This window comes from Citrobacter sp. Ct235, from assembly GCF_030332305.1.
Classification (GTDB): Bacteria; Pseudomonadota; Gammaproteobacteria; order Enterobacterales; family Enterobacteriaceae; genus Citrobacter_A; species Citrobacter_A telavivensis.
Genome location: NZ_JAOWIC010000042.1, coordinates 1 through 23,381, shown reverse-complemented (window position 1 = coordinate 23,381; position 23,381 = coordinate 1). Strand labels below are relative to the sequence as shown.

The 23,381-nt window shown below is 53.9% G+C and carries 20 protein-coding genes and 1 riboswitch; of the genes, 10 read left to right on the top strand and 10 right to left on the bottom strand.

Features of this window, described 5'->3' with window-relative positions; genetic code table 11:
* Positions 1-86: 86 nt before the first annotated feature.
* Positions 87-860: an NAD(+) diphosphatase gene (gene nudC, locus OGY35_RS09100; RefSeq protein WP_286632089.1), complete on the bottom strand. Its 774-nt coding sequence runs from the start codon at positions 858-860 to the stop codon at positions 87-89.
* A gap of 97 nt (positions 861-957) precedes the next feature.
* Here nudC and OGY35_RS09095 point away from each other — a divergent pair, with 97 nt between their 5' ends.
* The 10 genes from OGY35_RS09095 to OGY35_RS09050 all read left to right on the top strand — a co-directional run bounded on the left by OGY35_RS09095 (position 958) and on the right by OGY35_RS09050 (position 9,768).
* A complete protein-coding gene (locus OGY35_RS09095; RefSeq protein ID WP_061075629.1) occupies positions 958-1,446 on the top strand; it encodes an Rsd/AlgQ family anti-sigma factor in 489 nt (162 codons plus the stop codon).
* A 51-nt stretch (positions 1,447-1,497) separates the two neighbouring features.
* Positions 1,498-1,621: riboswitch (TPP riboswitch) on the top strand.
* A gap of 84 nt (positions 1,622-1,705) precedes the next feature.
* Positions 1,706-3,607, top strand: a complete 1,902-nt coding sequence (thiC, locus tag OGY35_RS09090) for a phosphomethylpyrimidine synthase ThiC (RefSeq protein ID WP_152401330.1) — start codon at positions 1,706-1,708, stop codon at positions 3,605-3,607.
* The gene (gene thiE / locus OGY35_RS09085) at positions 3,607-4,242 is read left to right on the top strand and encodes a thiamine phosphate synthase (RefSeq protein ID WP_286632086.1); all 636 of its coding nucleotides are present in this window, start codon (positions 3,607-3,609) and stop codon (positions 4,240-4,242) included. Before thiC ends, thiE begins: the two co-directional genes overlap by 1 nt.
* The gene (locus OGY35_RS09080; RefSeq protein ID WP_178827257.1) at positions 4,235-4,993 is read left to right on the top strand and encodes a HesA/MoeB/ThiF family protein; all 759 of its coding nucleotides are present in this window, start codon (positions 4,235-4,237) and stop codon (positions 4,991-4,993) included. The genes thiE and OGY35_RS09080 overlap by 8 nt, the downstream gene beginning before the upstream one ends.
* The gene (thiS, locus tag OGY35_RS09075; protein WP_152401324.1) at positions 4,974-5,174 is read left to right on the top strand and encodes a sulfur carrier protein ThiS; all 201 of its coding nucleotides are present in this window, start codon (positions 4,974-4,976) and stop codon (positions 5,172-5,174) included. The genes OGY35_RS09080 and thiS overlap by 20 nt, the downstream gene beginning before the upstream one ends.
* A gap of 1 nt (position 5,175) precedes the next feature.
* Positions 5,176-5,946, top strand: coding sequence for a thiazole synthase (thiG, locus tag OGY35_RS09070; RefSeq protein WP_152401322.1), 771 nt, complete (start codon positions 5,176-5,178; stop codon positions 5,944-5,946).
* The gene (gene thiH / locus OGY35_RS09065; RefSeq protein ID WP_286632085.1) at positions 5,943-7,076 is read left to right on the top strand and encodes a 2-iminoacetate synthase ThiH; all 1,134 of its coding nucleotides are present in this window, start codon (positions 5,943-5,945) and stop codon (positions 7,074-7,076) included. The genes thiG and thiH overlap by 4 nt, the downstream gene beginning before the upstream one ends.
* 346 nt (positions 7,077-7,422) lie before the next feature.
* Positions 7,423-8,961 carry a sensor domain-containing diguanylate cyclase gene (locus tag OGY35_RS09060; RefSeq protein WP_286632084.1) on the top strand — a complete coding sequence of 513 codons (1,539 nt, stop codon included), beginning with the start codon at positions 7,423-7,425 and terminating at the stop codon, positions 8,959-8,961.
* A 179-nt stretch (positions 8,962-9,140) separates the two neighbouring features.
* Positions 9,141-9,449: a PTS sugar transporter subunit IIB gene (locus OGY35_RS09055; protein WP_042326229.1), complete on the top strand. Its 309-nt coding sequence runs from the start codon at positions 9,141-9,143 to the stop codon at positions 9,447-9,449.
* A gap of 1 nt (position 9,450) precedes the next feature.
* Positions 9,451-9,768 (top strand): PTS lactose/cellobiose transporter subunit IIA, encoded by a 318-nt coding sequence (locus tag OGY35_RS09050; RefSeq protein WP_286632080.1) that lies wholly within the window; start codon positions 9,451-9,453, stop codon positions 9,766-9,768.
* Positions 9,769-9,884: 116 nt separating this feature from the next.
* On the opposite strand, the gene rpoC is transcribed toward OGY35_RS09050, so the two are convergent.
* The 9 genes from rpoC to tuf form a co-directional block, all read right to left on the bottom strand.
* The gene (gene rpoC / locus OGY35_RS09045; RefSeq protein WP_286632079.1) at positions 9,885-14,108 is read right to left on the bottom strand and encodes a DNA-directed RNA polymerase subunit beta'; all 4,224 of its coding nucleotides are present in this window, start codon (positions 14,106-14,108) and stop codon (positions 9,885-9,887) included.
* Between the two features lie 76 nt (positions 14,109-14,184).
* A complete protein-coding gene (gene rpoB, locus OGY35_RS09040; RefSeq protein ID WP_152401311.1) occupies positions 14,185-18,213 on the bottom strand; it encodes a DNA-directed RNA polymerase subunit beta in 4,029 nt (1,342 codons plus the stop codon).
* Between the two features lie 319 nt (positions 18,214-18,532).
* Positions 18,533-18,898: a 50S ribosomal protein L7/L12 gene (rplL, locus tag OGY35_RS09035; RefSeq protein WP_012133812.1), complete on the bottom strand. Its 366-nt coding sequence runs from the start codon at positions 18,896-18,898 to the stop codon at positions 18,533-18,535.
* Between the two features lie 66 nt (positions 18,899-18,964).
* Positions 18,965-19,462: a 50S ribosomal protein L10 gene (gene rplJ / locus OGY35_RS09030; protein ID WP_001207203.1), complete on the bottom strand. Its 498-nt coding sequence runs from the start codon at positions 19,460-19,462 to the stop codon at positions 18,965-18,967.
* A gap of 351 nt (positions 19,463-19,813) precedes the next feature.
* The gene (gene rplA, locus OGY35_RS09025; RefSeq protein ID WP_046493695.1) at positions 19,814-20,518 is read right to left on the bottom strand and encodes a 50S ribosomal protein L1; all 705 of its coding nucleotides are present in this window, start codon (positions 20,516-20,518) and stop codon (positions 19,814-19,816) included.
* Between the two features lie 3 nt (positions 20,519-20,521).
* A complete protein-coding gene (rplK, locus tag OGY35_RS09020; RefSeq protein WP_012133815.1) occupies positions 20,522-20,950 on the bottom strand; it encodes a 50S ribosomal protein L11 in 429 nt (142 codons plus the stop codon).
* 157 nt (positions 20,951-21,107) lie between these two features.
* Positions 21,108-21,653 carry a transcription termination/antitermination protein NusG gene (nusG, locus tag OGY35_RS09015; RefSeq protein WP_003862341.1) on the bottom strand — a complete coding sequence of 182 codons (546 nt, stop codon included), beginning with the start codon at positions 21,651-21,653 and terminating at the stop codon, positions 21,108-21,110.
* A gap of 1 nt (position 21,654) precedes the next feature.
* On the bottom strand, positions 21,655-22,038 hold the full coding sequence (gene secE / locus OGY35_RS09010; protein WP_046493551.1) for a preprotein translocase subunit SecE: 384 nt from the start codon (positions 22,036-22,038) through the stop codon (positions 21,655-21,657).
* Between the two features lie 239 nt (positions 22,039-22,277).
* A partial coding sequence (gene tuf, locus OGY35_RS09005) for an elongation factor Tu (protein WP_286632077.1) occupies positions 22,278-23,381 on the bottom strand: 1,104 nt, incomplete at its 5' end.

Here is a 23,381-nt window from a genome sequence, read left to right as displayed (position 1 = left end):
CCCAGGAGCTTACTCAGGTAAGTGACTGGGGTGATTGAAGGCAGTCAACGAAGGGCCACTTTGAAGGATGAAGTGTATCACGTGATTCATTCATACTCAGCCCGACACATTGCCACGGTATCTTCGATCAGACGCCGTGCGACGGTGCCCGGTGGCGGCAGGAGCGGTAAATCATCGTAACGATACCAGTTAGCCTCCAGCAGCTCTTTCGGATCGATGACTATCTCGCCACTGTCGTACTCCGCCATAAATGCGGTCATCAGCGACATCGGGAAAGGCCACGGCTGCGAGGTCACATAGCGCAGGTTTTTCACTTTGATACCGCTCTCTTCCATTACCTCACGCGCCACCGCCTGTTCCAGGGTTTCGCCCACCTCAACGAACCCGGCGAGCACGGTATGCACGCCGTTACGGTGGCGTACGTGTTGGGCAAGCAGGATGGAATCATCGCGGCGGATAGCGACAATAATGCAGGGGGCGATTTGCGGATAGTAACGTTCGCGGCAGTGGGTACAGAGCATCGCCCACTCGGTTTTACTGGGATGCATGGGGTGTCCGCAGTAGCCGCAGAACTTATGCGATCGATAAAACTCGGCCAGTTGTACACCGCGCCCCGCCAGTTGAAACAGACCCGCATCCTGATCGAGCACCTGGCGAACCGATCCCATCTCGTGACGCCGATGCTGTAGCACCAGCCAGACAGCCTCTCCTTCCCACTCTCCGATATGCAGCGCAGGCTGCCCAACAAGATCGAAATGTGTCGCGGCGCCATGTGGCAATTCACCGTGAGGCAACCATAATTTTTGCTCATGGCTGACTATCCACCAGCCGCTGTCTAATTTTTCAATAATACGATCCATAGCTCTTGCACTACCTTTGCTTCACTGGCATGTTGATAACATTATTTTTACAATTCCTGCGTGAGCAGTTTTAAAATCCACACTTGCGGAGTCAATCATGCTAAACCAGCTGGAAGACCTGACAGAGCGCGTCAGAGGAAGTAACAAACTGGTTGATCGCTGGCTACATATACGTAAGCACCTGCTCGTGGCTTACTACAATCTGGTTGGCATTAAGCCTGGCAAAGAATCGTACATGCGGCTGAATGAAAAAGCGCTGGATGATTTTTGTCAGAGCCTGGTCGATTATCTCTCCACCGGACACTTCAGTATTTATGAACGTATTCTCCATAAATTGGAAGGTAACGGGCAGCTTTTAAAAGCGACAAAAATTTGGCCGCTACTGGAAGCTAACACACAACGCATCATGGACTATTATGACTCCAGCCTGGAAACGGCGATAGATCACGATAACTGCCTGGAGTTTCAACAGGTTTTGTCCGATCTCGGCGAAGCGCTGGAAGCCCGGTTTGCCCTTGAAGATAAGCTTATCATGCTGGTATTTGACGCCATGCACGACAACGCTGTCATCAAACGTCCTGCTTGAGTTTTGCGTGACTAACGCGTAATTTACAAACGTCCCCCTCTTTTGAGGGGCGTTATCTTGTCGGAGTGCTTATTTTCCACGAAAGCGTGAAGTGGAAAAGGCTGAGACCGTTAATTCGGGATCCGCGGAACCTGATCAGGTTAAAACCTGCGAAGGGAACAAGAGTAATTCTGCTTTATGCGTAAGCCTTAACGGGCGGCGCACATCTATTACTCCTCCGTCGTCTGACAAGCCATCTCCTAACTTTTTGGAATGAGCTATGTCTGCAACTACACCTAAATTGTCCCGCCGCGAACAGCGCGCGCAAGCACAACACTTCATCGACACCCTGGAAGGCACCGCTTTCCCGAACTCAAAACGAATCTATATCACGGGTTCACAAGCGGATATCCGCATTCCGATGCGTGAGATCCAGCTTAGCCCGACGCTCATCGGCGGCAGTAAAGAGCAGCCGCAGTTTGAAGAGAACGAAGCGGTTCCGGTGTACGACACGTCCGGTCCCTATGGCGATCCGGACGTGGCGATTAACGTTCAGCAGGGTCTGGCGAAGCTGCGTCAACCGTGGATTGATGCGCGTCATGACAGCGAGGCGCTGACCGACCGTAGCTCGGCGTACACCAAAGCGCGCCTGGCCGATGATGGCCTTGATGAACTGCGCTTCACCGGCCTGCTGACGCCAAAACGCGCCAAAGCGGGTAAATGCGTCACCCAACTGCACTACGCCCGCCAGGGCATCGTAACACCGGAAATGGAGTTTATCGCCATCCGTGAAAACATGGGCCGTGAGCGCATTCGCAGCGACGTGTTGCGCCAGCAGCATCCGGGTGAGGGATTCGGCGCACGTCTACCGGAAAACATCACGCCGGAATTTGTGCGTGATGAAGTGGCCGCCGGACGGGCGATCATCCCCGCCAACATTAACCACCCTGAATCTGAGCCGATGATTATTGGCCGTAACTTTCTGGTGAAAGTGAATGCCAACATCGGTAACTCTGCCGTCACCTCCTCTATCGAAGAAGAAGTGGAGAAACTGGTGTGGTCAACGCGTTGGGGAGCGGACACCGTGATGGATCTCTCCACCGGCCGCTATATTCACGAAACCCGCGAGTGGATCCTGCGTAACAGCCCGGTGCCGATCGGCACCGTTCCGATCTACCAGGCGCTGGAGAAGGTTAACGGGATCGCCGAAGATCTTACCTGGGAAGCCTTCCGCGATACGCTGCTGGAGCAGGCTGAACAGGGAGTAGACTACTTCACCATCCATGCCGGTGTACTGCTGCGCTATGTGCCGATGACCGCAAAACGCCTGACGGGGATCGTCTCGCGCGGGGGATCCATCATGGCGAAATGGTGTCTCTCTCATCACAAAGAGAACTTCCTTTATCAGCACTTTCGCGAAATTTGCGAAATCTGTGCCGCGTATGACGTTTCTCTGTCGCTCGGTGACGGCCTGCGCCCTGGCTCCATTCAGGACGCCAACGACGAGGCGCAGTTCTCGGAACTGCATACGTTGGGTGAACTGACGAAGATCGCCTGGGAATATGACGTGCAGGTGATGATTGAAGGTCCGGGCCACGTACCGATGCAGATGATACGCCGCAACATGACCGAAGAGCTGGAGCATTGTCACGAAGCACCGTTCTACACCTTAGGCCCGCTGACCACCGATATCGCACCGGGTTACGACCATTTCACCTCGGGGATTGGCGCGGCAATGATCGGCTGGTTTGGCTGCGCGATGCTCTGTTACGTCACGCCGAAAGAGCACCTCGGCCTGCCGAACAAAGAGGATGTGAAACAGGGGCTGATTACCTACAAAATTGCCGCCCATGCCGCCGACCTCGCGAAGGGGCATCCGGGTGCGCAAATCCGTGATAACGCGATGTCGAAAGCGCGCTTCGAATTCCGTTGGGAAGACCAGTTCAATCTGGCGCTCGATCCGTTCACCGCCCGCGCCTACCACGACGAAACCCTGCCGCAGGAGTCCGGCAAAGTGGCGCACTTCTGCTCCATGTGTGGCCCGAAATTCTGCTCAATGAAAATCAGCCAGGAGGTTCGCGACTACGCCGCCGCCCAGACAATCGAAGTGGGGATGGCGGATATGTCAGAAAATTTCCGCGCCAAAGGCGGTGAAATCTACCTCAAACGGGAGGAAGCCTGATGTATCAGCCTGATTTCCCAACGGTTCCGTTTCGCTTAGGCCTCTATCCGGTTGTCGACAGCGTGGCGTGGATCGCGCGTCTGCTCGACGCTGGCGTGCGCACGCTTCAGTTGCGCATCAAAGATAAGCGCGATGAAGAGGTGGAAGCCGACGTGGTTGCGGCCATCGAACTGGGGCGGAACGCCAACGCCCGCCTGTTTATTAACGATTACTGGCGACTGGCAATTAAACACCGTGCCTATGGCGTGCATCTGGGTCAGGAAGACCTGGAAACCACCGATCTGAAAGCGATTCAGGCGGCGGGATTACGTCTGGGCGTCTCGACGCACGACGACATGGAGATCGACGTGGCGCTGGCGGCACGTCCCTCCTACATCGCGCTGGGGCATGTCTTCCCGACGCAAACCAAGCAGATGCCGTCTGCGCCGCAGGGACTGGAACAGCTGGCGCGGCATATCGACCGTCTGCACGATTACCCTACTGTCGCCATTGGGGGGATCAGCCTGGACCGCGCGCCGGCGGTCCTTGCGACTGGCGTAGGGAGCATTGCGGTGGTCAGCGCCATTACCCAGGCTGCGGACTGGCGCGCGGCAACCGCGCAGTTGCTGGCGATAGCAGGAGCAGGCGATGAATGATCGTGACTTTATGCGCTATAGCCGTCAGATCCTGCTGGACGATATCGCCATTGACGGTCAACAAAAGCTGCTCGCCAGCCGCGTATTGATCGTCGGGTTGGGCGGATTAGGTTCCCCGGCCGCGCTGTATCTGGCGGGTGCCGGTGTCGGCACGCTGGTGCTGGCTGACGACGATGACGTTCATCTCAGCAATCTGCAACGGCAGATCTTGTTCACCACGGATGACATTGCCCGCTCTAAATCGCAGGTTGCACAACAGCGACTGGCGCGACTCAATCCGGATATCGACCTGCTCTCGCTACCGCAACGTTTGAGTGGAGACGCCCTCAGCCATGCGGTAGCGCAAGCGGATGTGGTACTCGATTGCACCGACAACATGGCAACGCGTCAGGAAATTAACGCCGCATGCGTGGCGTTCGATACCCCGCTGATCACCGCCAGCGCGGTCGGTTTTGGCGGCCAGTTGATGGTACTGACGCCGCCCTGGACGCAGGGCTGCTACCGCTGTTTGTGGCCGGACGAAGCAGAACCCGAGCGCAACTGCCGTACGGCGGGCGTTGTCGGTCCCGTCGTCGGCGTGATGGGGACGCTACAGGCGCTGGAAGCAATCAAGCTCCTCAGTGGTATGGACATACCCGGCGGCGAGTTGCGTCTGTTTGATGGTAAAACCAGCCAGTGGCGCAGTCTGGCATTACGCCGCGCCAACGGGTGTCCGGTATGTGGAGGACGACATGCGAATCCAGTTCAATGATGAGCCGATGCAGTGCGCAGAGGGGCTCTGCGTACATACGCTGCTGACTCAGTTGAATCAGTTAAAACCCGGCACCGCACTGGCGCTGAATCAACAGATTCTGCCCCGCGAGCAGTGGGCGCAGCACATCGTGCAGGAAGGTGACCAGATCCTGCTTTTTCAGGTTATCGCAGGGGGCTGAAATGTTACGTATTGCAGACAAAACGTTTGATTCACATCTGTTCACAGGCACGGGTAAATTTGCGTCACCAGCCGTAATGGTTGACGCGATCCGCGCCTCTGGCAGTCAACTGGTGACGTTGGCCATGAAGCGGGTGGACTTGCGCCAACACAATGACGCCATTCTGGCCCCGCTTCTCGACGCGGGCGTCACACTGCTGCCCAACACGTCCGGGGCGAAAACGGCAGAAGAGGCTATCTTTGCCGCACAGCTTGCGCGTGAGGCACTCGGCACCCATTGGCTGAAGCTGGAAATTCATCCCGATGCGCGCTGGTTACTGCCGGATCCGATTGAAACGCTGAAAGCCGCCGACGCGCTGGTAAAACAAGGATTTGTGGTGCTTCCCTACTGCGGTGCGGATCCGGTACTGTGCAAACGGCTGGAAGAGGTCGGGTGCGCAGCGGTGATGCCGCTCGGTGCGCCGATTGGCTCTAATCAGGGGCTGGAGACCCGGGCCATGCTGGAGATCATTATCCAGCAGTCCACCGTTCCGGTGGTAGTGGATGCCGGAATCGGCGTACCCAGCCATGCCACGCAGGCGCTGGAAATGGGTGCGGATGCGGTGCTGGTGAATACGGCGATTGCCGTAGCAGACGATCCGGTGATGATGGCCCGCGCTTTCCGTCTGGCTGTAGAAGCGGGTCTTCTGGCGCGTCAGGCAGGACCGGGTAGTCGCAGCCGCCAGGCGCAGGCCACCAGCCCGCTAACCGGTTTCCTGGAGGTTTCGGCATGAAAACGTTCACTGACCGTTGGCGGCAACTCGACTGGGACGATATCCGCCTGCGCATCAACAGCAAAACGCCTGCTGATGTCGAGCGGGCGCTAAATGCGTCCCGCCCCAGTCGCGACGATATGATGGCGTTGCTGTCACCTGCCGCGAGTGCCTGGCTCGAACCGCTGGCACAGCGGGCACAGACGCTCACCCGCCAGCGCTTCGGCAATACGGTGAGCTTTTACGTCCCGCTGTATCTCTCCAATCTGTGCGCTAACGACTGTACCTACTGCGGTTTTTCGATGAGCAACCGCATCAAGCGCAAAACGCTGGATGAGGCGGAAATTGTCCGGGAGTGCGCGGCGATCCGCGAGTTGGGTTTCGAACATCTCCTGTTGGTCACCGGCGAGCATCAGGCAAAGGTCGGGATGGACTATTTTCGTCGCCACTTGCCCACCATTCGCCAGCAGTTTTCGTCGCTGCAAATGGAGGTTCAGCCGTTAGCCGAAGCAGAATATGCCGAACTGAAAACGCTGGGGCTCGACGGGGTGATGGTCTATCAGGAGACTTATCACGATGCGATGTACGCGCAGCACCATCTGAGGGGGAGAAAACAGGATTTCTTCTGGCGTCTGGAAACCCCGGACCGGCTGGGGCGCGCAGGTATCGACAAGATAGGCCTCGGTGCGCTGATTGGCCTTTCCGACAACTGGCGGGTGGACTGCTATATGGTGGCTGAGCATCTGCTGTGGCTTCAGCAACACTACTGGCAGAGCCGCTACTCGATTTCGTTCCCGCGCCTGCGTCCGTGCGCTGGCGGAATTGAACCCGCCTCCGTCATGGATGAGCGCCAACTGGTGCAAACCATTTGCGCGTTCCGTCTGCTGGCACCGGAGATTGAGCTGTCGCTGTCTACACGGGAGTCGCCCTGGTTTCGTGACCACGTGATCCCACTGGCGATTAACAATGTCAGCGCGTTCTCGAAAACCCAGCCCGGCGGGTATGCAGACGATCGCCCCGAACTGGAACAGTTTGCACCACATGACAACCGCCATCCTGCAACTGTTGCTGACGCGCTCTCCGCGCAGGGGCTACAGCCGGTATGGAAGGACTGGGACGCGTATCTGGGGCGCGCTTCGCAAAGGTTATGAACCGTCGTGCAAACGGGTAATCCTTTTACGAGTCGCGACGAAAAAGAGAAAACGAGAGGTTGTCGTCAGCCTCTCACTTTTTTAACGTATAACCGTCAGCCGTAGCGCTGTCCAGGGCGAAAAGCTTCTTCCTCGTTTCGCCCTGCCTTCACCGCAACCCGCGATATAAAGCACCGAGTTACTGAATAAACAGGCAACAGAGAGGTCCACTTCTTAAGATAAATCATCCCGACTTATCTTCGCGAGATTATAATTGCATACACTCTTTCCTGATATGCAGAGCCACGTTGCTGATTTCACTTTGCACTTCTTTTCAGGATTTACACTTTCTGGATAAGTTAAAGTAATGGCAGGTCATAACAGAAAACTTTCATTCACGACTCCAATATTGGTGAGCTTTACGGGGATCATACTCAGCTTTGTACTGATCGCCATATTCATTACCTTTATGCAGAAGAATGATTTTCTTCAGGATTATCATGGCATTAACCGGAACTTTACCCACAACCTGGCGGTGAACTACACCGAGTCTTTGCTGCGTGAAAATGATTATATTCTGGGTCGTGCAGCGACCTACTTTTCTCGCAATGACCACCTGAACGACACGGTGAACCTCGAACCGGAGGAGGGGCTGAAAACGCTCATGCAACTGCAGACGCTGATGCCGTCAGTCTCCTCAATCTCATTGGCGGATGTCGAAGGACATTACCTGCGCGCCCCTCAGGTACAGAACACCGAACGCAGCAAAACGTTCGATGCGAAATCGCGGCCCTGGTTTGTGGATCAGGCCGAAGCCAGCACATTTAGCAACTATACCGCGCCCTATATTGACTATTTCACGCACCACCCGACTGTGACTATCTACAAACCGGTCATCTCTCCTGAAGGGAAACTGAAAGGCACGATTGCGTTTCATCTTGATCTGACGTCGATGGGCTACGCTCTGCGCCAGATGGTGGCTCCCGTCCAGGGCGAGTTCTTTGTGGTCGACCGCGACGGGAAAGTGGTGTTGCATCCGGATACGGGCTCACTGTTTAAGCCGTATGTCAGTAAAAAAGCCATGCGCCAGATGACCAACGGTGAGGGGCATTTGTACGATCCGGAGACTCAGGACTGGTACTACTACTATTCGTTCACTAACCCGGACTGGTTTGTGATTTATCGGGTTTCAGACACGACGCTGGTCGACCTGACGCGCCATGAGACCAATATTGTGATCTGGGGATTTGCCCTCGCGGCGATCATCATTGCGCTGTTTGGTCTCTATCTACGACACGCTTCACACACCGTGCTGATGAATATCATCAACGCTATCAAAACTGGTGATGTTAAACGCGCACCGCGCCTTGAAGCGATGCTGAGCAAGGCTATCGAGTCCAATAAAGCGCGCGAACTGGCTTATGTTCGACAGGCGACCATTGATGCCCTGACCGGGTGTAAAAACCGCCGCGCATTCGACAGCGATATTGCCGCGCTGATGAACGATCACCAACCGTTCGCCCTGGCACTGGTGGATATTGATGACTTTAAGTCCATCAACGATACCTGGGGACATCTGAATGGTGACATTGTCCTGCGCAACGTCGCGCGTGAAGGGATTCAGATCATGCAGTCCGCCGCCGTTTCCGTTTATCGCTATGGCGGCGAGGAGTTTGCCGTGCTGTTCTCGGGTGAGTCACTGAACAACGCGCATACCCTGCTGGAACACTGGCGCACTGAGATCGCGAAGCGCACCTGGCGTGAAGAGGGTCTGCACGTCACTTTTAGCGCCGGACTCGGGGAATGGAATCTGGAAGCGCAGGAACAACTGATCATGCGCGTTGATGAAGCGCTATACCAGGCCAAACAGGAAGGAAAAAACCGGATCGTCAACGCGAACCGCTAGTCTCTCCTTCTCTGTAACACCCGTTACGACAGGCTTTTTCCATTTTGAGAAAAACCGCAACCGGTTTCATTATTTGTGCGATTACTTTGTGATGCTTTACACACATTCACGGTAAGGCGGTTGTTCTCATCACAACCTCAGACTAAAGATGGGGTATCAACGAACCGTGAGAGCGAACTATGAAGAATATCGTTTTATGCTGTGCCGCCGGTATGTCCACCAGCATGCTGGTACAACGAATGAAAGATGCCGCTCAAAAGAAAGGGATCGAGGTGACGATCAAGGCCGTGCCTGTCGCTGAGTTCAAGGAGAATATAGCCACAGCGGATATCGTCCTGCTGGGACCGCAGGTCAAGTACGAACAGGCAAAATTGCAGGCGCTGGCCGATCCGCTCGGCAAGAAAGTCGCGGTGATCGACATGATGGATTACGGCATGATGAAAGGTGATGCCGTTCTGGAAAAAGCCCTGAAGCTGATGGAGTCATAATATGGAAGAGTTAGAAACCATCATTATGGAGTTGCTGGTTAATGCCGGTTCGGCGCGTAGCCAGGCGTTGACTGCCCTGCAACTGGCCCGCAAGGGCGACTTTGCCGGTGCAGAACAGGCGATGGAAGAGTCGCGCGATTACGTCAAGCTGGCGCATAAAATCCAGACACAGCTAATAGGTATTGATGAAGGAACCGGTAAGCTTCCGGTGAATCTGATCACCGTCCACTCGCAGGACCATCTGATGAACGCGATGGTGATTCAGGATCTGGCGGGCGACATGATTGAACTGTATCGCCGCTTGCCGCCGCTGAACTAAAATAATACAGACGTAAAAAAAACCCGCCGAGGCGGGTTTTTTGTTGCCGGGTGGCGCTACGCTTACCCGACCTACGCTTCCTTTGCCCGGCAATTTTCACCGCCGGGCACCAACGATTAATCGTTGTCAGAACCGCCCAGACCTGCGTTCAGCAGTTCTGCCAGGCTGGCAGAGGCGTCTTCTGCAGTCACCTGCGGTGCAGCCGGGAGTTCACCCGCAGCACGGCGACGCATACGATCCTGGTGGTACGCATAACCGGTACCCGCCGGGATCAGACGACCTACGATAACGTTCTCTTTCAGGCCACGCAGTTCGTCGCGTTTACCCGCAACGGCTGCTTCGGTCAGGACACGCGTGGTCTCCTGGAACGATGCGGCAGAGATGAACGATTCGGTTGCCAGAGACGCTTTGGTGATACCCAGCAGATCGCGGGAGAACGTTGCGCCCACTTTGCCGTTCGCTTCCAGTTCGCGGTTAGCGATCTTGACGCGAGAGTATTCAACCTGTTCGCCTTCCAGGAAGTCGGAGCTACCTGCGCTTTCGATGGTGGCTTTACGCAGCATCTGACGAACGATAACTTCAATGTGTTTATCGTTAATCTTAACGCCCTGCAGACGGTATACATCCTGAACTTCGTTAACAATGTAACGCGTCACAGCATGAACACCACGCAGACGCAGAATGTCGTGCGGCGCTTCCGGACCGTCGGAAACCACGTCACCACGTTCTACACGTTCACCTTCGAACACGTTGAGCTGACGCCATTTCGGAATCATCTCTTCGTACGGATCGCTACCGTCTACCGGGGTGATAACCAGACGACGTTTCCCTTTGGTTTCTTTACCGAAGGAAATGATGCCACTGATTTCAGCCAGGATTGCCGGCTCTTTCGGACGACGTGCTTCGAACAGGTCCGCAACGCGCGGCAGACCACCGGTGATATCCTTGGTACCGCCTGATTCCTGCGGAACACGCGCCAGGGTGTCACCAGAACTGATCTGTACGCCATCTTCCAGCTGAACAATCGCTTTACCCGGCAGGAAGTACTGCGCAGGCATATCGGTACCCGGGATCAGAACGTCGTTACCCTGAGCATCAACGATTTTCAGCGCAGGACGCAGATCTTTACCACCGGTAGTACGTTCTGCGGAATCCAGAACCACCAGAGAAGACAGACCGGTCAGTTCGTCGGTCTGACGCGTAATGGTCTGACCGTCAATCATGTCAGTGAAGCGGACAAAACCACTCACTTCCGTGATAACCGGCATGGTGTGCGGATCCCAGTTCGCGACGGTTTCGCCGCCGGCAACCTGCTCACCATCACCTTTCGCCATCACAGAGCCGTAAGGCACTTTATAGCTTTCTTTGGTACGACCGAATTCGTCGATCAGTTTCAGCTCAGTGTTACGGGAGGTGATAACCAGTTTACCGCTGGAGTTCACAACCGACTTCGCATTGCTCAGACGGATGCTACCTTTATTTTTCACCTGGATGCTGGATTCAGCAGCCGCACGAGATGCCGCACCACCGATGTGGAACGTACGCATCGTCAGCTGTGTACCCGGCTCACCGATGGACTGTGCCGCGATAACGCCGATGGCTTCACCTTTGTTGATGATGTGGCCACGCGCCAGGTCACGACCGTAGCAGTGCGCACATACACCAAAGTCGGTGTCACAGGATACAACGGAGCGGACTTTCACTGAGTCAACGGAGTTCGCTTCCAGCAGGTCACACCACTGTTCGTGCAGCAGCGTGTTGCGTGGAACCAGAATATCCGCCGTACCCGGCTTCAGAATGTCTTCCGCAGTCACACGACCCAGAACGCGATCGCGCAGCGGCTCTTTCACGTCGCCACCTTCGATAACCGGCGTCATGGTGATGCCTTCCAGGGTGCCGCAGTCGTCTTCAGTAACGACCAGGTCCTGTGCAACGTCAACCAGACGACGCGTCAGGTAACCGGAGTTCGCTGTTTTCAGTGCGGTATCCGCCAGACCTTTACGCGCACCGTGCGTGGAGATGAAGTACTGGAGTACGTTCAGACCTTCACGGAAGTTCGCAGTGATTGGCGTTTCGATGATGGAGCCATCTGGCTTCGCCATCAGACCACGCATACCTGCCAGCTGACGAATCTGTGCAGCAGAACCACGCGCACCGGAGTCGGCCATCATGTAAATGCTGTTGAAGGAAACCTGCTGTTCTTCCTGACCGTCACGGTTAATCACGGTTTCAGTCTGCAGGTTGTCCATCATCGCTTTGGATACACGATCGTTCGCCGCGGCCCAGATATCGATAACTTTGTTGTAGCGTTCGCCGGCGGTGACCAGACCAGACTGGAACTGCTCCTGGATTTCAGCAACTTCCGCTTCGGCTTCAGAGATGATCTCGTGTTTTTTCTCCGGGATGACCATGTCATCGATACCAACGGATGCACCTGAACGCGCTGCATAAGCAAAGCCGGTGTACATCGTCTGGTCCGCAAAAATAACGGTCGGTTTCAGCCCCAGAATACGGTAGCAAGTGTTCAGCATCCTGGAGATAGCCTTCTTGCCCAGCGCCTGGTTGACGATGGAGAAAGGCAGACCTTTCGGTACGATCATCCACAGAATGGCACGGCCAACGGTCGTGTCTTTCAGGCTGGTGTGCGCAACGAACTCGCCGTTAGCATCTTTTTCGTATTCAGTGATACGCACTTTAACACGCGCATGCAGAGAGGCCAGGCCAGCGCGATAAATACGCTCAGCTTCTTTCGGGCCAGTCAGCACCATGCCTTCGCCTTTGGCGTTAACACAGTCACGGGTCATGTAGTACAGACCCAATACAACGTCCTGAGAAGGAACAATGATTGGCTCACCATTCGCAGGAGACAGGATGTTGTTGGTAGACATCATCAGCGCACGCGCTTCCAGCTGGGCTTCCAGCGTCAGCGGTACGTGAACAGCCATCTGGTCACCATCGAAGTCGGCGTTATATGCCGCACAAACCAGCGGGTGCAGCTGAATGGCTTTACCTTCGATCAGTACCGGTTCAAAGGCCTGGATACCCAGACGGTGCAGTGTTGGTGCACGGTTCAGCAGTACCGGGTGTTCGCGGATCACTTCGTCCAGGATATCCCAAACGACAGCTTCTTCGCGCTCAACCATTTTCTTCGCGGCTTTGATGGTGGTGGCGAGGCCACGCAGTTCCAGCTTGCCGTAGATGAACGGTTTGAACAGCTCCAGTGCCATTTTCTTCGGCAGACCGCACTGATGCAGACGCAGGTACGGACCGACGGTGATAACAGAACGACCAGAGTAGTCAACACGCTTACCGAGCAGGTTCTGACGGAAACGACCCTGTTTACCTTTGATCATATCGGCCAAAGATTTCAGAGGACGTTTGTTAGAACCGGTGATCGCACGACCACGACGACCGTTATCCAGCAGGGCGTCAACTGCTTCCTGCAGCATACGTTTTTCGTTACGTACGATGATGTCAGGCGCAGCCAGATCCAGCAGACGTTTCAGACGGTTGTTACGGTTGATCACGCGACGATACAGATCGTTCAGATCGGACGTTGCGAAACGACCACCATCCAGCGGAACCAGCGGACGCAGATCTGGCGGCAGAACCGGCAGAACGGTCAGGATCATCCACTCTGGCTTGTTGCCAGACTGTACGAACGCTTCCAGCAGTTTGATACGCTTGGTCAGCTTCTTACGCTTGGTTTCGGAGTTGGTTTCGTTCAGCTCTTCACGCAGAGTTTCACACTCTTGCTCCAGATCCATGCTCTTCAGCAGGGCCTGAATAGCTTCCGCACCCATCTTCGCGTCGAATTCGTCACCGAACTCTTCCAGCGCATCCAGATACTGTTCTTCAGTCAGGATCTGCTGGCGTTCCAGATTCGTCATGCCGCCTTCGATAACCACATAGGATTCAAAGTACAGTACGCGTTCGATATCGCGCAGCGGCATATCGAGCAGCAGGCCGATACGGGACGGCAGCGATTTCAGGAACCAGATGTGAGCGGTCGGAGACGCCAGCTCGATGTGGCCCATACGCTCACGGCGTACTTTAGTCTGGGTCACTTCAACGCCGCACTTCTCACAGATCACACCACGGTGTTTCAGGCGCTTGTACTTACCGCACAGGCACTCGTAGTCTTTTACCGGCCCAAAGATACGGGCGCAGAAAAGGCCGTCACGCTCAGGCTTGAACGTACGGTAGTTGATGGTTTCCGGCTTCTTAACTTCACCGAAAGACCATGAACGGATCATGTCTGGCGAGGCCAGAGCAATTTTGATCGCATCAAACTCTTCGGTTTTAGTTTGCGCTTTCAGAAACTTTAATAAGTCTTTCACGGATTTGCTCCCGTCGGAGTTAGCACAATCTGGTGCTGGCGGTTACGCCAGCACCAGTGACCTGTTTGAGCGAGAGTTACTCGTCTTCCAGCTCGATGTTGATACCCAGCGAACGAATCTCTTTCAACAGTACGTTGAAGGATTCCGGCATGCCCGGTTCCATCTGATGGTTGCCATCGACGATGTTTTTATACATCTTCGTACGGCCGTTCACGTCATCAGACTTAACGGTGAGCATTTCCTGCAGGGTGTATGCGGCGCCATAAGCTTCCAGCGCCCACACTTCCATCTCCCCGAAGCGCTGACCACCGAACTGCGCCTTACCACCCAGCGGCTGCTGAGTAACCAGGCTATAAGAACCGGTAGAACGCGCGTGCATCTTGTCGTCGACCAGGTGGTTCAGTTTCAGCATGTACATGTAACCTACGGTTACCGGACGCTCGAACTGCTCACCCGTACGGCCATCGAACAGAGTAATCTGGCCGGAAGTCGGCAGGTCACCCAGTTTCAGCAACTCTTTAATTTCCGCTTCTTTCGCACCGTCAAACACCGGCGTTGCGATTGGCATACCTTTGCGCAGGTTTTCAGCCAGACGCAGAACTTCTTCATCGCTGAAGGTATTCAGGTCAACTTTCTGACGAACGTCAGCGCCCAGATCGTACGCACGCTGGATGAAATCACGCAGTTTCGCGACTTCCTGCTGCTGTTTCAGCATGGCGTTGATCTTATCGCCGATACCTTTCGCAGCCATACCCAGGTGGGTTTCCAGAATCTGACCGATGTTCATACGAGACGGTACGCCCAGCGGGTTCAGTACGATGTCTACCGGCGTGCCGTTTTCATCGTAAGGCATATCTTCGATCGGGTTGATCTTAGAAATAACACCCTTGTTACCGTGACGACCTGCCATCTTGTCACCAGGCTGGATACGGCGTTTAACCGCCAGATATACCTTAACAATCTTCAGCACGCCCGGTGCCAGATCGTCGCCCTGAGTGATTTTGCGGCGTTTCGCTTCGAGTTTTTTCTCGAACTCGTGTTTCAGTTCGTCATACTGCTCAGCCAGTTGTTCCAGCTGATTTTGTTTCTCTTCGTCGGTCAGGCCGAGCTCCAGCCAGCGGTCACGCGGCAGTTTGTCGAGCTTCTCAGCTTCAACGCCACCGGAAACCAGCACAGCGTGGATACGGCTAAACAGGCCCGCTTCGAGGATCTGCAGTTCTTCAGACAGGTCTTTCTTCGCCTGCTTCAGCTGCATCTCTTCGATTTCCAGCGCACGTTTGTCTTTTTCTACGCCATCACGCGTAAAGACCTGAACGTCGATAACCGTACCGGAAACACCGTTTGGTACGCGCAGAGAAGAGTCTTTAACATCAGACGCTTTCTCACCGAAGATCGCACGCAGCAGTTTCTCTTCCGGCGTCAGTTGGGTTTCACCCTTCGGCGTTACCTTACCAACCAGAATGTCGCCACCGGTCACTTCCGCACCGATATAAACGATACCGGATTCATCCAGTTTGGAGAGCGCAGCTTCACCCACGTTCGGGATGTCAGCGGTGATCTCTTCCGGCCCCAGCTTGGTGTCACGGGACACGCACGCCAGTTCCTGAATGTGGATGGTAGTGAAACGGTCTTCCTGAACAACACGCTCGGAGACGAGGATGGAGTCTTCGAAGTTGTAACCGTTCCACGGCATGAACGCGACGCGCATGTTCTGACCGAGCGCCAGTTCACCGAGGTCGGTAGACGGGCCATCAGCCAGCACGTCACCACGTTCAACCGGCTCACCCAGAGACACACACGGCATCTGGTTGATACAGGTGTTCTGGTTAGAACGGGTGTATTTGGTCAGGTTGTAGATGTCGATACCTGCTTCGCCCGGGTACATCTCGTCTTCGTTAACTTTGATAACGATACGGGATGCATCCACGTACTGAACGGTACCGCCACGTTTAGCCACCGCAGTTACACCGGAGTCAACGGCAACAGCACGTTCCATACCGGTACCTACCAGCGGCTTATCAGCGCGCAGAGTCGGAACCGCCTGACGTTGCATGTTCGCACCCATCAATGCACGGTTGGCGTCATCGTGTTCCAGGAACGGGATCAGGGACGCACCGACAGAAACCACCTGCTGGGTGGAAACGTCCATGTAGTCAACCTGATCACGGCTGAACAAGCTGGATTCGCCTTTACTACGGCAGGTAACCAGATCTTCTACGAAGTGGCCATCGTCATCCAGGTTGGAGTTCGCCTGAGCGATAACGAAGTTACCTTCTTCAATAGCAGACAGGTAATGAATCTCATCAGTTACCACGCCATCAACAACACGACGGTACGGCGTCTCAAGGAAGCCATATTCGTTAGTCTGTGCGTACACGGACAGGGAGTTGATAAGACCGATGTTTGGACCTTCAGGCGTTTCGATTGGACATACGCGACCGTAGTGAGTCGGGTGTACGTCTCGAACTTCAAAGCCTGCACGTTCACGGGTCAGACCGCCTGGGCCGAGTGCGGAGATACGACGTTTGTGCGTAATCTCAGACAGCGGGTTGTTCTGGTCCATAAACTGAGACAGCTGGCTGGAACCGAAGAACTCTTTCACTGCGGCAGAAATCGGTTTGGCGTTGATCATGTCCTGAGGCATCAGGGTATCCAGATCGCCCAGAGACAGACGCTCTTTCACCGCACGCTCAACACGTACCAGGCCAACGCGGAACTGGTTTTCCGCCATTTCGCCTACGGAACGGATACGACGGTTGCCAAGGTGGTCGATATCATCGACTTCGCCTTTACCGTTACGGATATCGATGAGCTTCTTCATCACTTCAATGATGTCGTCTTTGCTCAGGATACCGGAACCTTCGATTTCGTCGCGCAGCAGAGAACGGTTGAACTTCATACGACCGACCGCAGACAGGTCATAACGGTCTTCAGAGAAGAACAGGTTCTCAAACAGGCTTTCAGCTGCTTCACGCGTCGGCGGTTCACCCGGGCGCATCATGCGGTAGATTTCTACCAGCGCGCTCAGACGATCGTTGGTTGGGTCGACGCGTACGGTTTCAGAAATGTACGGGCCGTGGTCCAGATCGTTGGTGAACAGGGTTTCGATACGTTTGTGACCAGACTGGCTCAGTTTCGCCAGCAGATCCAGGCTCAGCTCCATGTTCGCCGGGCAGATCAGCTCGCCAGTTGAAGCATCAACGTAATCTTTTGCGGATACTTTTCCTGCAATGTACTCAACCGGAACTTCGATGTGTTTGATATCATCTTTTTCCAGTTGACGAATGTGACGCGCAGTGATGCGACGGCCTTTCTCAACGTAGATTTTGCCGTTCGCTTCGATGTCGAAGGAGGCGGTTTCACCACGCAGGCGTTCCGGCACCAGCTCCATCTGCAACTTGTTGTCGCGAATCTCGAAAATAACTTTTTCAAAGAACAGATCCAGAATCTGCTCAGTGGTGTAGTTCAGCGCACGTAGAATGATGGTCGCAGGCAATTTACGGCGACGGTCGATACGTACGAACAGGTTGTCCTTCGGATCGAATTCGAAGTCCAGCCAGGAACCACGGTAAGGAATGATGCGCGCGTTATACAGCACTTTACCCGAAGAGTGGGTTTTACCTTTGTCGGAGTCAAAGAAGACGCCAGGACTACGGTGCAGCTGGGAAACGATAACACGCTCAGTACCGTTGATAACAAAGGTACCGTTGTCGGTCATGAGCGGAATTTCGCCCATGTAGACTTCTTGTTCTTTAATGTCTTTAACGGTGCCTTCCGGCGCTTCGCGCTCGTAGATCACCAGACGCAGTTTTACGCGCAGCGGTGCGGAATAGGTCACGCCACGGATCTGACATTCCTGAACGTCAAACACCGGTTCGCCAAGGCGGTAGCTGACGTATTGCAGCTCGGAATTACCGCTGTAGCTCTGAATCGGGAATACGGAACGGAAGGCAGCTTCCAGACCATACTGCCCTTCAGGATCTTGCTCGATAAACTTCTGAAACGAGTCAAGCTGGATAGAAAGGAGATAAGGTATGTCCAGTACTTGCGGACGTTTACCAAAATCCTTACGAATACGTTTTTTCTCGGTATAGGAGTAAACCATAGGGTTCCTCAGCTCGCTGACAAGTCGACCCATCTGTCCATTGAGCGGACAGTTTGTGCAACACTATTTTGTTGACCGGAAAATCGAATACTTTCCGCAATGCCTGTTGCTATCACGCTTAAACCATTTCATTGCGATTTACCCAGAACGGACGCTCTGTCGCAGTATATTAAGTCGTCGATAGAAACAAGCATTGAAAGGCACAGCAGTAGTCAAACAGTGTGAAACGCTACTGGCGCCTTACAGCGCAAAAAGGCTGGTGACCAAAAAGTCACCAGCCATCAGCCTAATTTCTTAGGCTGCAACCGGAAGGGTTGGCTTATTTAACTTCAACTTCAGCGCCAGCTTCTTCCAGAGATTTTTTCAGTGCTTCTGCGTCATCTTTGCTCACGCCTTCTTTCAGAGCGGCCGGAGCAGATTCTACCAGGTCTTTAGCTTCTTTCAGACCCAGGCCAGTTGCGCCACGTACTGCTTTGATTACAGCAACTTTGTTAGCGCCAGCAGCTTTCAGAATTACGTCGAATTCAGTTTTTTCTTCAGCAGCTTCAACCGGGCCAGCAGCTACAGCTACAGCAGCAGCAGCGGAAACACCGAATTTTTCTTCCATTGCAGAGATCAGTTCTACAACGTCCATTACGGACATAGCGGATACTGCTTCAATGATTTGATCTTTAGTGATAGACATTTAAATTGTTCCTGAATATCAGAATAAGTTTATACGTAAGCAGATGCTTTAAAAAGATAACTGCAATTAAGCAGCTTCTTTCGCATCGCGTACAGCAGCCAGAGTACGAACCAGTTTGCCAGCCGAAGCTTCTTTCATGGTTGCCATCAGGCGTGCAATTGCTTCTTCGTAGGTCGGCAGAGTTGCCAGGCGGTCGATCTGAGACGCCGGGATCAGCTCGCCTTCAAAGGCAGCGGCTTTGACCTCAAATTTTGCATTCGCTTTCGCGAACTCTTTGAACAGACGAGCAGCAGCGCCCGGGTGTTCCATAGAGTATGCAATCAGGGTCGGACCAACAAACGTGTCTTTCAGGCACTCGAACTGAGTACCTTCAACGACGCGGCGCAGCAGGGTGTTACGAACAACACGCATGTAAACGCCAGCTTCACGACCTGCTTTACGCAGTTCAGTCATTTTATCTACAGTTACGCCACGGGAATCCGCAACTACTGCAGACAGCGCGCCTTTGGCTACTTCGCTGACTTCAGCAACAATCGCTTGTTTGTCTTGAAGATTTAAAGCCATTAGCTTTGCTCCTGGATGTTTGCCGGAACTCATGTTCCGGAACTCACTTCACTCTTTCCAACGAAAAGAGCGTCTTAATACGGTGAGCAGAAACAAGCCAGAGTATCCAAAAATAATCTTAGCGTTCTGTCACCGTCTACGCAGGGGATTAAGTCTCTTACGAAACACCTGCGGTCTTCGACGGAGGCCTGGATAGGCCAGGCTCCAACGAACAAATCTTTTCTATGACTTCGACATTTGAATCTCAGCCGCATTGGCCGCAATTCAAATGACTCACATAGTGTCTGTCTCTTTCAACAGAATCGTGGGGGTAGAATTGTAGACAAATCCACCGCCCACGTAAAGCTAATCTTAGTTCGCAGAAGCGCTCAGACCAGCCTGATCAACGGCAACACCAGCACCCATGGTGGTGGAGATGCTGATTTTCTTGATGTACACGCCTTTCGCCTGAGTCGGTTTTGCTTTCTTCAGCGCAACCAGCAGAGCTTCCAGGTTTTCTTTCAGTTTGTCAGCGTCAAAATCCACTTTACCGATGGTGGTGTGGATGATGCCGTTTTTGTCGTTACGGTAACGAACCTGACCTGCTTTAGCGTTCTTAACCGCTTCAGCAACGTTAGGGGTTACAGTACCCACTTTCGGGTTTGGCATCAGGCCACGCGGACCCAGAACCTGGCCCAGTTGGCCAACAACGCGCATTGCATCCGGAGAAGCAATAACCACGTCAAAGTTCATTTCGCCTTTCTTGATCTGGTCAGCCAGATCTTCCATACCTACCAGTTCAGCGCCAGCCGCTTTAGCAGCTTCAGCGTTTGCACCCTGGGTAAATACGGCTACGCGAACGGAACGGCCAGTACCGTGCGGCAGTACAGTTGCACCACGTACGTTCTGGTCAGATTTACGCGCGTCGATACCGAGGTTAACGGCAACGTCTACGCTTTCTACGAACTTAGCAGTAGCCAGTTCTTTCAGCAGAGAGATAGCTTCATTGATGTCGTACTGTTTGGTCGCATCAATTTTCTCACGGATCACACGCATGCGCTTGGTCAGTTTAGCCATTTCTTAGTCCTCCACTACCAGGCCCATGGAACGTGCAGTACCTTCGATGGAGCGAGTCATCGCTTCAATATCGGCACCAGTCATGTCGGCAGCTTTGGTCTGCGCGATTTCCTGCAGTTGAGCGCGGGAAATTTTACCTACTTTGTCTTTGTTCGGCTTACCGGAACCAGACTTAATACCAGCCGCTTTCTTCAGCAGAACAGCTGCCGGAGGCGTTTTGGTAATGAAGGTGAAAGAACGGTCAGCGTAAACGGTGATAACAACCGGAATCGGCAGACCTTTTTCGATGGAATCAGTCTTAGCGTTGAACGCTTTGCAGAATTCCATGATGTTAACACCCTGTTGACCCAGAGCAGGACCAACCGGCGGACTCGGGTTTGCCATACCAGCTGCAACCTGCAGCTTGACGTAGGCTTGGACTTTCTTAGCCATTCTAATAATCCTCAAATTGGGTGATAACGCTTCAGAGAAGCTCCCCGTGATATAAAAATCGTTCTACGGGCCAGGCCCATAAAAACAAAAGGCGCGAAATTGTATTCCAATCTCACGCCTTGTGCAACGATTAAATCGCCGCTTTTTTGATCGCTGCTTAGGCTTTTTCGACCTGAGCAAAGTCCAGTTCTACCGGGGTCGCACGACCGAAGATAGAGACGGACACTTTCAGGCGGGACTTCTCGTAGTCAACTTCTTCAACGACACCGTTGAAATCAGCAAACGGGCCATCGTTGACACGCACCATTTCACCCGGTTCAAACAGCGTTTTCGGACGCGGCTTGTCACCAACCTGCTGCAGGCGGTTCATAATCGCATCAACTTCTTTGTCGCTGATCGGTGCCGGACGGTCAGATGTACCGCCGATAAAGCCCATCACACGCGGCACGCTACGCACCAGGTGCCAGCTCGCGTCATTCATGACCATCTGGACCAGCACGTAACCCGGGAAGAATTTACGCTCGCTCTTACGGCGCTGACCACCACGGATTTCGACCACTTCTTCGGTCGGCACCATGACTTCGCCAAACAACTCTTCCATATTGTGTAATTTGATATGCTCACGCAGCGATGTTGCTACGCGGCCTTCAAAACCGGAAAACGCCTGAACGACGTACCAGCGCTTTTTAGGAGCTTCAGACATCTCAGAACCTCAGGCCAGTGATAAAGGAAACCAGGCGAACCAGAATACCATCCAGTCCCCACAGGATCAGTGACATTACTGCGGTAACCGCAGCCACAATCAGCGTGGTGTGCAATGTTTCCTGGCGAGTCGGCCAAATGACCTTACGTACTTCAGTACGCGCTTCGCGGGCAAAAGCAACGGTCGCTTTACCTTTTGTCGTCAACAGCGCGACACCACCCGCTGCAGCAATCAGAATTACTACGGCCAGCGCACGCAGCGGCAGCATCATGTCACGATAAAGATAGTTGCCAACAATTGCCACGATCAGCAATGCCACAACCACGATCCACTTTATCGCTTCCAGGCCACGCCCGCTCCCTTGAGCTTCGGTATTCGCACTCATAAACCAACCTGTCAGAAGTATTCTACAAATAATTTCACCCCGCGAATGCGAGGCTAACCTGTCAACCTTGTGCCGAAATGCATGTGGGCATTCCGGGCTCTACGCCCTCTTCAGAGCCTGTCTCAGCAATGATTATGACAAATAAAATCACTGATGAGCCAGGTTCTGGTTCGAAAGCGTGCAAAAAGGGCATCAAATGATGCCCTTTTAATGCGCATTGCGTCAAATGTTATCAGCGATTAGCTGAGAACTTTAGCAACAACGCCTGCGCCTACAGTACGGCCGCCTTCACGGATTGCGAAACGCAGACCGTCGTCCATCGCGATCGGGTGGATCAGGGTAACAACCATTTTGATGTTGTCGCCCGGCATTACCATCTCTACGCCTTCCGGCAGTTCGATGGTGCCAGTCACGTCAGTTGTACGGAAGTAGAACTGCGGACGGTAGCCTTTGAAGAACGGAGTATGACGGCCGCCTTCGTCTTTGGACAGAATGTACACTTCGGATTCGAACATTGTGTGCGGCTTGATGGTACCCGGCTTAGCCAGTACCTGACCACGTTCGATTTCTTCACGTTTGATACCACGCAGCAGAACACCTACGTTCTCACCCGCACGGCCTTCGTCCAGCAGTTTGCGGAACATTTCAACGCCAGTACAGGTAGACTTGGCAGTCTCTTTGATACCAACGATTTCAACTTCTTCGCCAACTTTGATGATACCGCGCTCTACACGACCGGTAACAACGGTACCACGACCGGAGATGGAGAATACGTCTTCGATCGGCAGCAGGAACGGCTTGTCAATCGCACGCTCTGGTTCCGGGATGTAAGAATCCAGGAAGCCAGCCAGTTCGATGATTTTCGCTTCCCACTCTGCTTCGCCTTCCAGCGCTTTCAGAGCAGAACCACGAACGATCGGCGTGTCGTCGCCCGGGAAATCGTACTGAGACAGCAGTTCACGAACTTCCATCTCTACCAGTTCCAGCAGTTCTTCGTCATCAACCATGTCGCATTTGTTCAGGAACACGATGATGTACGGAACGCCTACCTGACGACCCAGCAGGATGTGCTCACGAGTCTGCGGCATCGGGCCGTCAGTCGCAGCAACAACCAGGATCGCGCCGTCCATCTGCGCAGCACCGGTGATCATGTTTTTAACATAGTCGGCGTGGCCCGGGCAGTCTACGTGCGCGTAGTGGCGAGTCGGGGTGTCATATTCAACGTGAGAGGTGTTGATGGTGATACCACGAGCTTTTTCTTCCGGCGCGTTATCGATCTGATCGAATGCGCGAGCAGCACCGCCGTAGGTTTTAGCCAGTACGGTAGTGATGGCAGCGGTCAG